The following is a 13,813-nucleotide window of genomic DNA, read 5'->3' on the forward strand; positions in this document are numbered from 1 at the left end:
CCACACAACGACCGCGTGACGACCAGACGAAAGCAGGCCGCCTATGGGTGCGATGACGAGTATCCTGCTCGGTCTTGCACTCACGTCTTTGGTTACACACACCCTCGTCAGACTGTTCGGCCGACGCACTTTCTTGCTGCTGGCGGCGGTGATGGCTGGTGCGTTTGCGTTCTTGCTTGTGGTCGCGGTGCAGACGTTCCACGGCGAGATCGTCACGGAGTCCTTTGAGTGGATCCCGCAACTAGGTTTGACCCTCAGCTTCCGGCTCGATGCAATCTCTGCCCTTTTCGCGCTGCTTGTGACCGGTGCGGGCGCGTTGATCCTGCTGTACTGCACCTACTACTTCGAGGAGGGCGAGGGAGGACTCGCGCGCTTCGCCGCCGTCTTCATGGGCTTCGCCGTTGCCATGCTCGGCCTCGTGCTCGCAGATGACATCTACTTGCTGTTCATCTTCTGGGAGGGCACGACGATCCTGTCGTTCCTGCTGATCGGCCACGTCACGAAGTTGCGCACGGCGAACGCCGCGGCGTTGCAGGCGCTGATGGTGACCACGTTGGGCGGGCTTGCCATGCTCGTCGGCTTTGTGCTGCTCGCGCAGGCGACAGGGACGTCGCTGCTGTCCGAGATCGTCGCGAACCCTCCCGGCGGTGTACTCGGCACCGTCGCCGTGTATCTGGTGCTTGCCGGTGCGCTCTCCAAATCCGCGATATTCCCGTTCCATCTGTGGCTTCCCGGCGCGATGGCTGCTCCGACCCCGGTGAGCGCGTATCTGCACGCCGCGGCGATGGTCAAGGCCGGAATCTACCTCATTGCGCGCATTGGCCCCGGATTCGGTGATACTCCGGGCTACCGCGAGACGCTCGTGATCCTGGGCGCAATCACGATGCTCAACGGCGGCATTCGTGCGCTCAAACAGTTCGATATCAAGCTCATCGTGGCTCACGGCACTGTGAGCCAGCTCGGGCTGCTCGTGATGGTGTTTGGGCTTGCAGATCCGCGTGCAGCTTTCGCTGGGTTGGCGTTGCTCTTCGCTCACGCGGTCGCTAAGGCGCCTCTGTTTCTTGCAGTCGGGGTCATCGACCACGCGACCGGCACCCGAGATTTACGTAAGCTATCGGGCCTCGGACGGAAGATGCCCGTGCTGTTCGTCGTAACCACCTTGGCCGCTGCCTCGATGGCGGGGCTGCCGCCGCTCGCAGGCTTCGTCGCGAAGGAATCCGCGTTTACTGAGTTCCTCGCTATCGGAGCCGACCGACCGCTCGCGCTCATCGCTTTTGGTGTCGCCGTCGTTGGCAGTATTTTGACCGTCGCATATATGGGGCGTTTTGTCTGGGGTGCGTTTGCGCCTAAGCCCGATACCGCGGCCTGCGCGGTGGTTCACTCGCCCGGCAGGGCGATTCTGATCGCTCCGGTTGTTTTTGTAGCGCTCGCGCTCAGCGGCGGTCTCTTCGCAGGTGTCGCCGACCCGTGGTTGCAGACAGCGATCGAGCAGATGGCTGGGGGAGGCGCAAGCACACACTCCGCCGAACATCTCGCGCTGTGGCACGGCCTGACACCCGCGTTGGGCGCCTCCGCCGTGGTGATCCTTCTCGGCGCCGCGCTTGCGTATGTGAGTTCTCGCACGACCGCCGTCTTCCGGACGGTGCAGGAGCGGTTCTCGGCCTCGCACATTTACTGGTTGTTCACGCAGTGGGTTGACCTCATCGCGGTCCGCCTGACCTCGTTGACGCAGCGCGGTTCCTTGCCGTTCTATCTCGCGGTGATCCTCATCGTGGTGGTGGTCTCGCTCGGCGGTTCGGTCCTCACGATGGATGTGTGGCCCGACACCTTTGAACTCGTGAGTTCGCCGGTGCAGATCCCGATCGCGCTCGTCATGATCCTTGCCGCCATCTTTTCGCTCCGCGCGCGAACCCGGTTCCAATCCGTCGTGCTCGTTGGCGTCACCGGTTACGGGATGGCCGCGCTGTTTGCGATGCACGGCGCCCCGGATCTCGCGTTGACCCAGGCGCTCGTCGAAACCGTGACACTGATTGCGTTTGTGCTCGTGATTCGACGCTTGCCGCAGCGACTGGGGCGGGCATCCACGCGGCGAGTCCGCTGGGTCCGGCTTGTTATCGGTGGCGCGGTCGGGCTGACGATTGGCGCGATCGCGATCGTCGCGCTGGGCGCCCGCATCGCGGACCCGATCTCTCTGGAACTGCCGGCCCTCGCCTACAACGGCGGACACGGCAGCAACGTCGTCAACGTGATGCTTGTCGACATCCGCGGCTGGGACACCATGGGGGAACTGTCAGTGATCCTCGCCGCCGCCACGGGAGTGGCTTCGCTCGTGTTCCTCAACACCCGCGAAGACAACCGTCCCAAGCTCACCCGCAGTGCCGCACGCACGCAGGCCAGAGAACATCTGCTGCGCGTCGTCGACCCCAACGACCCGATGCGCCGCATCAGCTGGTTGCTTGCGGGCCGGCACCTTGATCCGGCACGCCGATCGATCATGCTCGAAGTGGTGGTGCGTCTGCTCTTCCACGCCCTGATTATTCTGTCCATCTTCCTGCTGCTCTCGGGTCACAATGCTCCCGGCGGTGGGTTCGCTGGCGGCCTGGTCGCGGGCCTTGCCCTCGTCGCCAGATACCTCGCCGGCGGGCGTTACGAGCTGGGCGCCACGGTGCCCCTCGATGCCGGACGCATCCTCGGCGCGGGCCTCGCGCTTGCGGTGACCATGGCATTTGTGCCGATGTTCTTTGGCCAGTCCGCGCTCGCGTCCGCCTGGGTGGACGTGGATCTGGGCGTGTTCGGCACGCTCCCGCTGGTCACCTCGACGCTCTTTGATATTGGCGTCTACCTCGTCGTCTTCGGGCTCATCCTTGATGTCTTGCGCAGCCTGGGCGCTGAGATCGACGAGCATGAAGAGGATGACGCCACTGAGACCACTGGCGTAGATGTTGCGAGTGACGGAGCAATCTCGGACGACACCGCGAAGGTGAGGAACCGATGACGACGATGCCCCTCGTCCTGGTGGCGGTGATGGTGGTCCTCTACACCTGCGGCATTTACCTGATGCTCGACCGCACACTGACGCGCCTGCTCCTCGGATTCTTGCTGGTGGGGAATGCGACCAACCTCCTCATTTTCCTAATGTCCGGTGCTTTTGGTGCCGCGCCGATTTTTGGCGAGGCGACGCCAGAGGAGATGAGTGACCCGCTTCCGCAGGCCTTTATTCTGACGGCGATCGTGATTACCTTTGGCGTCAGCGCCTTCTTCCTTGCACTCATCTATCGCTCGTGGCGTCTGGCGCAGGATCAAGACGACACCGTGCAGGATGACGAGTCCGATCTTGAGCTTGCGACCGCGGAAGATCTCGCGGTCGATGAGGTCACCGATGATGATCTCGCGGAAACACCAGAGTTTTCAGACGATGACGCCGCCACAGACGATGCTGTGACTTCGACACCCGAAGGAGGTGAAGCGCGATGACTGTTCTCGTTCCGCTTGTCGTGCTGGTCCCTCTTGCCGGTGCCGCGCTTGCGCTCGCTGTCCCTGGCAAGCGTCGTGTGCAGCAGGGCATCACCCTCGTAGCGCTCGGTTGTGTGATGGTGCTGGGCGGCGTGCTGATGGTGGTCGTCAACGCGCAGGGCACCCTCGTGATGGAAGTTGGGGGCTGGACCGCGCCCTTTGGTATCGCGTTGGTGGTTGACCGCGTCTCCGCGCTCATGGTGACGGTCTCGGCCGTCGTGCTGCTCGCGGTGTTCGTCTTTTCCACCGGCCAGCGACTTGCAGACGGCGATGAAGATGCCCCCGTCTCGATCTACTACCCGACCTATCTTGTGCTTGGGGCCGGGGTCTTTAACGCGTTCATCGCGGGGGATCTCTTTAACCTGTATGTCGGGTTCGAGATCCTGCTCGTGGCGAGTTATGTGCTGATCACGCTGGGGGGCACCGCACAACGCATTCGTGCGGGAGTGACCTACGTGGTCGTCTCTCTCGTGTCTTCCGTGTTGTTCCTTGCCGCGATCGCGATGATCTATGGCGCAACCGGCACCGTAAACATGGCGCAGCTGACCGTGCGGATCGCTGAGTTGCCCGCCGAGGTCCAGCTGCTCCTCAACCTGATGCTGCTGATCGCGTTCGGCATCAAGGCGGCGGTGTTCCCGCTGTCCTTCTGGCTGCCTGATTCCTACCCGACGGCTCCCGCTCCTGTGACGGCGGTGTTTGCCGGTCTCCTGACCAAAGTCGGCGTATACGCCATCATTCGCACGCAGACGCAGCTGTTCCCCGACTCGAGCGTCGACAAGCTTCTCCTGGTGATCGCGGGGCTCACCCTGCTGGTCGGGATCCTCGGCGCCGTCTCGCAGCTCGATATCAAGAGGCTCCTCTCCTTCACGCTGATTAGCCACATTGGGTACATGATTTTCGGTATCGCCATGGCCAATTCCGCCGGGTTCGCCGCAACTATCTTCTACATCACCCACCACATCATCGTGCAAACCACCCTCTTCCTCGCGGTTGGGCTGATTGAGCGGCAGGGTGGGACCACGTCGCTGTCGGGGCTCGGCGGGATGCTCAAGACGGCCCCTGTTATCGCGGTGCTCTTCTTCATCCCCATGCTGAACCTGGGGGGATCCCGCCGTTTTCGGGCTTTATCGGCAAGATCGGACTGTTTACGGTGGCGGCTGAGCTTGCCACCCCCGGCGCCTACTGGCTGATCGGAATCGGGGCGCTCGTGTCGCTCCTTACACTGTACGCACTCGCGCGGGCCTGGGTGCTCGCGTTCTGGCGTCCGAAGTCGCGTGCCCTCGAAGATCGCAAGCCGGTGACGGGCAGTGTGCCGATCCCGAACACCGAAGCGCTGATGCTGCGAGAGCGTGAAGAGGCGCTGTTCGAGCGGCTGCAAGATGCTCCGGACGCACAACCACAGCAGGAACGAAAGACGATTCCGAAGCTCATGACGGGGGCAACCGCGGGAATGGTGCTCGTGAGTCTCGCGCTGACGGTGTTTGCGGGACCCCTCTTTGATTACGCTTGGAAAGCGGGGGAGGAACTCTCGGAACCCGGTCATCTGGTGCAGCAGGTCCTCGGAGAATCTGACGCCGATCTCGGTGGCGGCAGTGGCACAACACAGTTGGAGGAGGTAACACCGTGAGTGATCAAATTTCGCGGACTCTCCCCACAGCGCGCCGTATCGAGTGGGGCGTGCGTTTGCACGAGCTGCCGCTCTTGATCGGCCTGGTGCTGCTGTGGATGATGCTGTGGCAGACTGTTTCGCTGCTGTCGGCCGTGAGCGGGCTGGTCGTCGCCTTCATCGTGATGCGCATGTTCTATCTGCCACCCGTGGAACTCGCCGGCCGCTTCAACCTGTGGTGGGCACTGCGCTATCTCGGCTTCTTCCTGATGCAGCTTGCCGTTGCCTCCTGCCATGTGGCCTGGCTCGCGGTGCGGTCCGGCCCTCCGCCAAAGACCTCGATTATCGCGGTGCGGCTGAACACCCGTTCGGACTTTATTCTCACCGTCGTCGGGCTCACGACCTCGTTGATCCCAGGCTCGCTCGTGGCCGATATTGATCGTTTCGAATCCACGCTCTACCTGCACGTCCTGAATACGCCAACACAAAAGGAGATCACCAGGATGCGCCGTGAGGCGTTGCACATTGAGAAGCTCCTCATCATGGCAGTTGGCTCTCGTGAAGAGATGAGGGCACTGCAATGAACGGCTTCTCTACGGCATTGATTATTGCAGCCGGGGTCGGGTTGACCGCGACCGCCCTGATGGCGCTCGTAAGGATCGTGCGCGGTCCCACGATCCTGGACCGCATGGTTGCCTCGGACGTGTTGCTCACAACGCTCATGCTCGCTGTAGGCGCTGACATGGTGGTGCGTCAGCACACCGCGAGCATTCCTCTCATGACGGTGATTGCGGCGACAGCCACTTTTGCGACGATTGTGGTGGCCAGGTTTGTGAAGCGCCGTGCTGCCCTCGACGCCGCCGAATCCTCGGATCCGGGCTTGGAATCAGGCGAGGCGGCCACCCATGTTTGAGCAGATTCTGGACTTTGCGTCCGCGACGTGCATGTTGTTTGCTGCGCTGCTTTCTGTGGCGGCGGGGATCGGCTTGCTGCGCTTCCCAGATGCCTTGAGTCGGCTGCACGCCGCAACCAAGCCGCAGATTTTCGGCTTGCTGCTCATGATCGCCGCGATCGCGCTCGAGCAGCGGTCCTTCGCGACATTGCTCGGGCTCATCCCCGTGTTCGTGTTCCAGTCGCTCACTGCGCCGATCGCGGCGCACATGGTCGGTCGCGCGGCGTACCGCACCGGCCAGCTCGATTCAGAGTCGTTGATCTTGGACGAGCTCGGCCCCGCTGTCGAACGCGCGAGTTCGGACCCCAACTCGGACCTGCGTCAGTAGTGCGCTTGGACTGATCTTCCCGAGATGTACCGCAGAGGAAGTGGAAGATTGCCGCGCTCGATCCGGAGCTGGTCGCGGAAGTGCTCAATATCGTGAAGCAGCTTGCGGACGATGGACTCACGATTCTCATGGCGACACATGAGATGAGCTTTGCTCGCGAGGTCGCTGATTCCATCGCCTTCCTGCATCAGGGGCGCGTGCTTGAACAGGGGCCGCCAGAGCAGATATTCGGTGATCCACAAGAGGAACGCACTCGGGAATTCCTCGGACAGATCATTGCGGCGGGTCGACTGTGAGCGGCGCGAAGATCCTCGTTGTTGAGCACGAGGCAGATACCGGTGTCGGCAGAGTGGGCGAGGCTCTGCGTGCGGCGGGCGCGGAGCTGACCATCGTCGGGCCTGAAACGGGATGCGATATTCCGGCGAACCTTGAGGGGTTCGCGGCGCTCATCGTGCTGGGAGGAACGCCCGGTCCCACTGACGATGACACGGCTCCGTGGTTGCCACGGGCTCGAGCGCTCGTCGCAGAGGCGCTCGAAACGCAGACCCCATATCTCGGGATCTGCCTGGGGGCCCAGATTCTCGCGGTGGTTGCTGGTGGCGAAGTTGGCGAGGCGGCGCAGCCCGAGGTTGGGCTCTGTAACTTTGAGCTCACTTTGGGTGCGGATGCCGACCCGCTGCTGGGCGGTCTCGAACAGGAGACCGGTCAACTCCGGGCGCTGCAGTGGCACTTCTTGGAGATCCTGCGGCTACCGCCAGCAACAGTATCGCTCGCACGCAGTGAGAGATGCGCGAACCAAGCATTTCGGGTCGGGCCCAGCGCCTGGGGGCTGCAGTTTCATCTTGAGGCCGACGCCACGACCGCGCGCGTGTGGGCGAAGCCTGATGAAGTCAAACCTGAACTCGAGGCGCTCGGCCTGCGCGGCACCGATATCGTCTCCGACGTTGCCGAGAACGAGGACTGGCTGGTGTCGACATGGGGCGGCGTCGCGCGTCGCTGGCTCGATGTCGTTAACGGATAGAGGCCGTGGGTAGGCCAGAAGGCCCGGAACCGTGAGAGGATCCGGGCCGTCTGGCCTACTGTGATTTGTACCCTACGCATCCACCAGGTAGCGGCTGTAAGCTGGCACGGTGAGGAAGGTCGGGAAGTCGTCACCGAGAGCAACATCAGCGAAGAGCTCTGCCGCGTCTTCATAGCGGTCGCCCTCGAAGCGTTCGAATGAAACGAGCGTCTCCTGCATCACCTCGGCCACCCACTCGCGAGTGATGCGGGTGCCTTCCGCGGTTGACTGGTCCTGGTGGATCCACTGCCAGATCTGTGAGCGGCTGATCTCGGCGGTGGCGGCGTCCTCCATGAGGTTGTCGATGGCGACGGCGCCGAGCCCGCGAAGCCAGGCCTCGATGTAGCGCAGCCCGATGGAGACGTTGTCGCGCACGCCTGCTTCGGTGATGTCGCGACCGATGTGCACGTTCAGGAGGTCCGCTGCGGTCACGTGGACGTCATCGCGTTGGCGCTCAAGCTGGTTGGGGCGGTCGCCAAGTACCGCATCAAATTCGGCCTGCGCTACCGGAATCAGATCCGGGTGCGCGACCCAGGTGCCGTCGAAGCCGTCGTTCGCTTCGCGGTGCTTGTCAGCGCGCACCTTCTCCTCGGCGCGCGCTGTCACCTCGGGATCGCGGCGGTTCGGGATGAAGGCGCTCATTCCGCCGATAGCGTGTGCGCCGCGCTTGTGGCAGGTCTTCACGAGAAGCTCGGTGTAGGCGCGCATGAACGGCACCGTCATCGTGACCTCGCTGCGATCCGGCAACACAAACCTGGCGCCGCGGCCACGATAGTTCTTGATGATCGAGAAGATGTAGTCCCAGCGGCCGGCGTTGAGGCCCGCGATGTGATCCCGCATCACGTACAGGATCTCCTCCATCTCGAAGGCTGCCGGCAGCGTTTCAATGAGCACCGTTGCGCGAATCGTGCCGTGATCCAGTCCGAGTGTCTGCTCGGTGAAGGTGAAAATGTCGTCCCACAGCTTCGCCTCCTCGCTCGACTCGAGCTTGGCAATGTAGAAGTAGGGTCCGCGTCCGCGCTCGACCAACTCGCGAGCGTTGTGGAAGGCGTAGAGGCCGAAATCGACGAGGCTGCCCGAGGCGGCCCCGGCCTGACCGCGTGCATCGACGAACCGAAGATGCTTCTCCACCAGGTGCCAGCCGCGCGGACGCATCACGATCGTCGGGGTGCGCTCGGCGGTGACGCGGTATTCCTTGCCCTCCGGGCTCGTGAAGCTGAGCTGATCCCGGATCGCATCGAAGAGTGAGAGCTGACCGCCAATGACGTTTTGCCAGGTGGGACTTGTCGCGTCCTCCTGATCCGCAAGCCACACGCGGGCCCCCGAATTCATAGCATTAATGGTCATCTTCGGATCGGTAGGCCCGGTGATCTCCACGCGTCGATCCTCAAGACCCGGTCCTGCTCCTGCAACGTGCCAGTTCGCGTCCTCACGAATGCTCCGGGTGTCCTCGCGGAACTTCGGATCCCGGCCGTTGCCAATCTCGTAGCGGCGACGCTGCCGGTCGGCGAGGCGCTCATGGCGCTTGCTCGCGAAGCGATCGTGCAGTTCGGTGAGAAACTGCAGAGCTCCCGGGGTCAGGATCTCGCCAGAGCGCTCGAGTGGACGACCGAGTATCTCCATGCGTGGGCTGAAGGATGCAGGGGTGGTGGCGGATCGCGTCTGCTGCGGTGCCGCCTGGGTCGTGGTCATGGTGGTGATCCTTTGTGTAAGGGAACCGGTGCGTGGCACCAGCCCGGTGTACTTCGTTGTAGTTCTATCCTGAAGGGTGTGCCAGGGGAGGAGTAGCAGTTTTGGGGGTGAAGAATTCCAGTATTTCTGTTTGCGAGAAGTATTGGGGTCTGTCACCATGGGGCATGACGATTCTTGAGACCGATCGCCCCGGCAGTGAAGTTGACAGTGGCGCTGATGCGTTGACACTGGGGCGCCAGGTTCGTGAGCGGCGCATCGCATTAGGGATGACGCTTGAGCAACTCGCTGCTGCGGTGGATCGCGCACCCTCGCAACTGTCAGCGATTGAGAACGGCAAACGTGAACCGCGCTTGCCCCTGCTGCGCGCGCTCGCCGCCGCGCTTGGAGTGACCGTCGATGAGCTTCTGCTCGACGAAGCACCCAACGAGCGTGCCGCGCTTGAGATCGCGGTGGAACGAGCGCAACGGGGTACGGTGTTTCGTTCTCTGGGGATCCAGCCCATCCGGGTGTCGAAAGCGACGAGCGATGACACGCTACGAGCGATCCTGGGCCTGCATCAGGAAGTTGAGCGCCTGCACAGCGAGCGGGCGGCGACCCCGGAAGAAGCGCGGCGGGCGAACACTGAACTGCGCACCGAGATGCGTGCGGCGGGCAACTACTTTGCGGATCTTGAGCGCGCAGCGGCCGAATTGTTGCGTGGCGCCGGGTATAGCGGCGGTCCGGTGTCGCAGCAGATGATCTCCACGGTCGCCGAGAAACTGGGCTTTCAGCTGCACTATGTTTCAAACGTTCCGCATTCGACGCGCTCCGTCATTGACCGTCGCAACGGACGCATTTACTTGAGCAGCAATCTGCCCTCCCGGGATGCGCGCGCGCCGATTCTGCGGGCACTCGCGAGTGTGGTCTGCGGACATGAGGAGCCGCGCAACTACGGCGACTTCTTGCGCCAGCGGGTCGAAGCGAACTATTTGGCCGGGGCCGTGTTGCTGCCCGAGGAAGCGACGGTCAGCGTGTTGCAGGAGGCTAAGAAGCAGCGCCGCATTTCAATGGAGGATCTGCGCGACGCCTTCGGGGTGTCCTATGAGATGGCGGCGCACCGCTTCACGAACCTCGCCACCGAACACCTCGAATTGCCGGTGCACTTTATGAAGGCGCACGAGTCGGGCACGCTCATCAAGGCCTACCAGAACGATGGTGTCAGGTTCCCGTCTGACGCGCTCGGAAACCTTGAGGGCGCGATGGTCTGTCGCAACTGGACGGCCCGAACGATTTTTGCGCAACCCGACAGGTTCAACCCCTGGTATCAGTACACCGATATGGCCGAGGGAGGCACGTATTGGTGCACCTCGAGAGTCGAGAAAGCGAAGGAAGGACTGTACTCGGTGAGTGTGGGCGTGCGCTTCGACGATGTGAAGTGGTTCAGAGGTCGGGAGACGCCCCACCGTTCCAAGTCCTTCTGCCCTGATGAGCGGTGTTGCCGCCGCGCTTCGAAGGAACTCACCCTGAAGTGGCAGGCAGCCGCGTGGCCTGAAGCCGCGACCCCCACGAGCCTCCTGGCGGCCCTTCCCACTGGCACGTTTCCGGGCGTCGACTCGCACGAGGTGTACGCGTTTTTGGAGGAACAAGAGCAGCGTTCGTAGTCCGGCCCGCGCCCCGCAGTGCGGTTTGTACTACTCCCAGTCGAAGCCGAGCAAACCGATCCGGTTCTTTACACCCAGTTTCTTAAAGATGCTCGTCATGTGAGTCTCCGTCGTGCGCAACGAAACGGTGAGCGCATCGGCGATGGCCTGATTGCTCAGCCCTTGTCTCGCCAGTTGGAGGATGTCGTTCTCACGAGGCGTGAGTTTGGCCTTAAACCGGTAGTGGCGGCCGTGGACTAAGGGAGCCGACGCAACGTCCGTTTCGTCCCTGAGCAGACGAATCCTCTGCTGAAGTTCGGCAGCGCGTTGGGTGCCCGCGGGGTCATTATTGGCGAGATGAATGCGGTGGATCTCGGTTGCTGCAAATTGCGCCGCAGCCAACCTGCCGACATTGATAAGGTGCTCGGTACTGGCTTCAAGATCAAGCACATTTCCGCTATGGAGCGCTTTCAGATACCCGATGTAATGGAGTCGCCAATCACCTTCCATGTCGGGAAGGAGCGGGATGATCGCTTGCACGAGTTGTACTGCGCCGTACAAAACTCCTCCAACCAGCGCACCGTCTACGGCAGACAGGAGGAGCCCTCTGGACTTCAGGTCTTCAAAGGAGTCAATGGCGGCCTTGATAGAAGCTGACTGGTCGCCAGTAAAGTACTCCAGCGATGCTCGCGCGTGCGCACTGGTTGCTGCCGGGTATGGGGTGATCGGTGAACGCAACGTCTCAGCCTCCCGCGTCATCGCCTCAGCAAGAGAGAAGTTGTTGCTCATGCAGCAAAACACCGCCATGTAATTAATGAGCGCCCGATACACGCCATCTTCGTCAACGGTAGGTGCGCCGAGAGACAGAACCGTGCCAAGGAACGAGCTTCCCGCTTCATAATGCCCACATGCGTGGAGACAGACGGCTGCAGGCAATGCGAAGGCGCGCACAAGGCTGGGTTCTCCCGATCGCAGTGCGTCGTTCAAGAGACGCACCGCATCTTCCAATCCCTTCGTGAGGCCACCGTTCGCCATGGTTGACCAAAGCGAGAGGACTTTGCGGAAGTCGTCAAGGTCTTTGGGGTGTGGATCCCCGGGGGCTGGCGCTCCCGCTTCCAAGAGTTTGAGCGCTGTCACGGGACGCCCCAGAACGAGCTCGACGAACGCCGTCGTTGCCACAGCCCAGCCGGCGCCCGCACCGTCGGTGCCCTTCAGACGGTCAAACTGCGTAAGCTGTTCTCTGATATCTTCCGGGACTCCGCTGATGCAGATCTGTATTTTTATCCATGCAGAAAGAAGCTGTGCCGAGAGCTGCCCCTCTTCTGACTTCAGCTTGTCGATGAATGCAGCAGCATCTGACATGCCGGTCGGTTGGTACGCGATCCAAGTGAGCTTCGAAATGAGATACTGAGTTCGAATTGGACTCTCGGGCTGGCCGGGCTCTTCGGAGGAGAGCTTCGCGTGAAGCGCTTTGAGTTCCGTTGCGTTCGCGGGAGTCTCCTGGAGGAGCCGGGCGAGGCGCACGCCGGAAGCAAAGGTACCCTGCGTTGCGTAGTCATCTCGTGCCTGTGAGATCGTTTGTGCAATGTTGCGTTCAAAAGTGTTCGCCACGCTAGAGCCGTGCTCCGCGATGGCGCCTGATATCCCGCTGCGCTTGGCATCGGGCCTTGGGGGAAGATTCTGTGTGTCATCTGAAGCGGTGGCCACCAAAGCCTGAATCGTGCGCCGCCTCAGTGGAGACAGCGTATTGGTAGCCCAGTCGCCAATGATCGGAGGATCTAGGAGCACCTCAATACTGTTGGGTGCTTCCGCGATGGAAACGATGGCCGAGAGCTCAAGATTCTCGAGTTCTTCCTCGTCAACGATCTCTAAAGCCGATTCGAGCGGCAACGCTCCAAAAAGTCCGATCGCCTCCACCAGATTCTGCTGGCCTCGAGAGATGCCGCTGATGAGACGCTCAACAACTCCGGACAGTGCGTCGCTCCACAGCGGGCGAACGAGGCGCCACTGGTCCGACTCGAGGAGCAGTGCGCCTGAAGCGCGAGCGGCATCGAGAATTGCCAGAGTGACTCCCGGTAGCCCGCCAGACTTGGCGAAAATCTCTGACAGCACTGTAAGTTCGGCGTTGGTATCGAGCCGCTCCAAAATGATCTGTGAGGTCTGGCTGTAGTTCAGCGGGCGCAAGTGCATTCGCACCGAAGAGGTGGCAATCGTGCCGGAGATAACTCCGGGCGTCCGGTGTGCTGGGCTGAGCGGATAGGATGCGAGAATCGGGGTGGCGAACTCTGAATGTGCGGCAAGAACCGCCTCCCACGATCCCTCGTCGAGTAGTCGGGCATCATCGATGACGAGAATGCTGGGACGTTCTCGAACCGTATCCAAAAGGTCATCACGCCTTCTCGAAGGGACTGTTCTGCCTTTCATTTCAAAGTCAGTGATCCGTGCGTTCGCGAGAGCATTATGGTGTTGATTGCTCGGCGTGATTCGCCCGCCGATCTCAACGACCCGCTTGCCGGACTGCGCAAGCTCTTCTGTTACCGCATGGAGAAAGTAACTACGGCCTGAACCTGGGCGACCAACGAGTTCCACTGAGGTTCCATTGAGAAGTGCTTCTTTGGTGAATTGTAGTTCAGCATCCCTGGCGAAGTAGCTCACTCTTATTTTCCTTCGTATTTCTGGATCGAAACCTTCGGCTCTGATTTTCGAGTCTATGAGTGCTGCTGGGTAGTTCCGTGCCTTGCTCACGAATTCCTACCACGAGTTTTCAATGGATCGACCACGAGATCTTTGCATAGCTACCGCAGGAGCGGATTTTCGCCGCAATCATAGGGATTCGAGTGAAAGCTATAGCTGTGTCATTTCAAATGGACGTAGCTCACTCATACTTCACGTGTCAAATAGGTGGATCGGAGAGCGTAATTGTCTAAATTAGATGACAGTTCCTTGAGTGTTAGAGGAATGCAACGGTTAAAGCGAGCGGGAGGCACGCGTTCTTTCGTCGCAGCAGCCGCGTTGCTGCTGCTTGTGGGAGGTTCGCTGGTCT

Annotated in this window: 10 protein-coding genes and 1 pseudogene; 9 read left to right on the forward strand and 2 right to left on the reverse strand. The window is 61.5% G+C overall.

Features of this window, described 5'->3' with window-relative positions; translation table 11 throughout:
* Positions 1-52 precede the first annotated feature (52 nt).
* The 8 genes and pseudogenes from G7067_RS07875 (at position 53) to G7067_RS07910 (ending at position 7,420) form a co-directional block, all read left to right on the forward strand.
* Positions 53-2,995: a Na+/H+ antiporter subunit A gene (locus G7067_RS07875; protein ID WP_425280708.1), complete on the forward strand. Its 2,943-nt coding sequence runs from the start codon at positions 53-55 to the stop codon at positions 2,993-2,995.
* Positions 2,992-3,474, forward strand: a complete 483-nt coding sequence (locus G7067_RS07880; RefSeq protein WP_166323309.1) for a Na(+)/H(+) antiporter subunit C — start codon at positions 2,992-2,994, stop codon at positions 3,472-3,474. Before G7067_RS07875 ends, G7067_RS07880 begins: the two co-directional genes overlap by 4 nt.
* A pseudogene (locus G7067_RS07885) lies at positions 3,471-5,140 on the forward strand (Na+/H+ antiporter subunit D). The gene G7067_RS07880 and the pseudogene G7067_RS07885 overlap by 4 nt, the downstream one beginning before the upstream one ends.
* On the forward strand, positions 5,137-5,703 hold the full coding sequence (locus G7067_RS07890) for a Na+/H+ antiporter subunit E (protein ID WP_244301014.1): 567 nt from the start codon (positions 5,137-5,139) through the stop codon (positions 5,701-5,703). The pseudogene G7067_RS07885 and the gene G7067_RS07890 overlap by 4 nt, the downstream one beginning before the upstream one ends.
* Positions 5,700-6,032: an MrpF/PhaF family protein gene (locus G7067_RS07895; protein ID WP_166323311.1), complete on the forward strand. Its 333-nt coding sequence runs from the start codon at positions 5,700-5,702 to the stop codon at positions 6,030-6,032. The genes G7067_RS07890 and G7067_RS07895 overlap by 4 nt, the downstream gene beginning before the upstream one ends.
* Complete coding sequence (gene mnhG / locus G7067_RS07900; RefSeq protein ID WP_166323313.1) at positions 6,025-6,399, forward strand: monovalent cation/H(+) antiporter subunit G; 375 nt, start codon at positions 6,025-6,027, stop codon at positions 6,397-6,399. Before G7067_RS07895 ends, mnhG begins: the two co-directional genes overlap by 8 nt.
* An 80-nt stretch (positions 6,400-6,479) precedes the next feature.
* Positions 6,480-6,695: an ATP-binding cassette domain-containing protein gene (locus G7067_RS07905; RefSeq protein WP_205881103.1), complete on the forward strand. Its 216-nt coding sequence runs from the start codon at positions 6,480-6,482 to the stop codon at positions 6,693-6,695.
* Positions 6,692-7,420 (forward strand): type 1 glutamine amidotransferase, encoded by a 729-nt coding sequence (locus G7067_RS07910; RefSeq protein WP_166323315.1) that lies wholly within the window; start codon positions 6,692-6,694, stop codon positions 7,418-7,420. Before G7067_RS07905 ends, G7067_RS07910 begins: the two co-directional genes overlap by 4 nt.
* Before the next feature lie 72 nt (positions 7,421-7,492).
* Here G7067_RS07910 and aceB read toward each other — a convergent pair whose 3' ends face one another.
* Positions 7,493-9,151, reverse strand: coding sequence for a malate synthase A (gene aceB / locus G7067_RS07915; RefSeq protein ID WP_166323317.1), 1,659 nt, complete (start codon positions 9,149-9,151; stop codon positions 7,493-7,495).
* Between the two features lie 164 nt (positions 9,152-9,315).
* On the opposite strand from aceB, the gene G7067_RS07920 reads away from it, so the two are divergent.
* On the forward strand, positions 9,316-10,791 hold the full coding sequence (locus G7067_RS07920; protein WP_166323319.1) for an XRE family transcriptional regulator: 1,476 nt from the start codon (positions 9,316-9,318) through the stop codon (positions 10,789-10,791).
* A 30-nt stretch (positions 10,792-10,821) separates the two neighbouring features.
* Here the strand turns inward: G7067_RS07920 and G7067_RS14275 are convergent, their stop codons facing one another.
* Positions 10,822-13,425: a helix-turn-helix transcriptional regulator gene (locus G7067_RS14275; protein WP_166323321.1), complete on the reverse strand. Its 2,604-nt coding sequence runs from the start codon at positions 13,423-13,425 to the stop codon at positions 10,822-10,824.
* Positions 13,426-13,813: the final 388 nt, after the last annotated feature.

The organism is Leucobacter insecticola, from assembly GCF_011382965.1.
Taxonomy (GTDB): Bacteria; Actinomycetota; Actinomycetes; order Actinomycetales; family Microbacteriaceae; genus Leucobacter; species Leucobacter insecticola.

Bases quoted from the DNA above. Each gene is read 5' to 3' on its own strand.
- G7067_RS07875 (WP_425280708.1), top strand. From the start codon at position 53: ATGACGAGTATCCTGCTCGGTCTTGCACTCACGTCTTTGGTTACACAC.
- G7067_RS07880 (WP_166323309.1), top strand. From the start codon at position 2,992: ATGACGACGATGCCCCTCGTCCTGGTGGCGGTGATGGTGGTCCTCTAC.
- G7067_RS07895 (WP_166323311.1), top strand. From the start codon at position 5,700: ATGAACGGCTTCTCTACGGCATTGATTATTGCAGCCGGGGTCGGGTTG.
- mnhG (WP_166323313.1), top strand. From the start codon at position 6,025: ATGTTTGAGCAGATTCTGGACTTTGCGTCCGCGACGTGCATGTTGTTT.
- aceB (WP_166323317.1), bottom strand. From the start codon at position 9,151: ATGACCACGACCCAGGCGGCACCGCAGCAGACGCGATCCGCCACCACC.
- G7067_RS07920 (WP_166323319.1), top strand. From the start codon at position 9,316: ATGACGATTCTTGAGACCGATCGCCCCGGCAGTGAAGTTGACAGTGGC.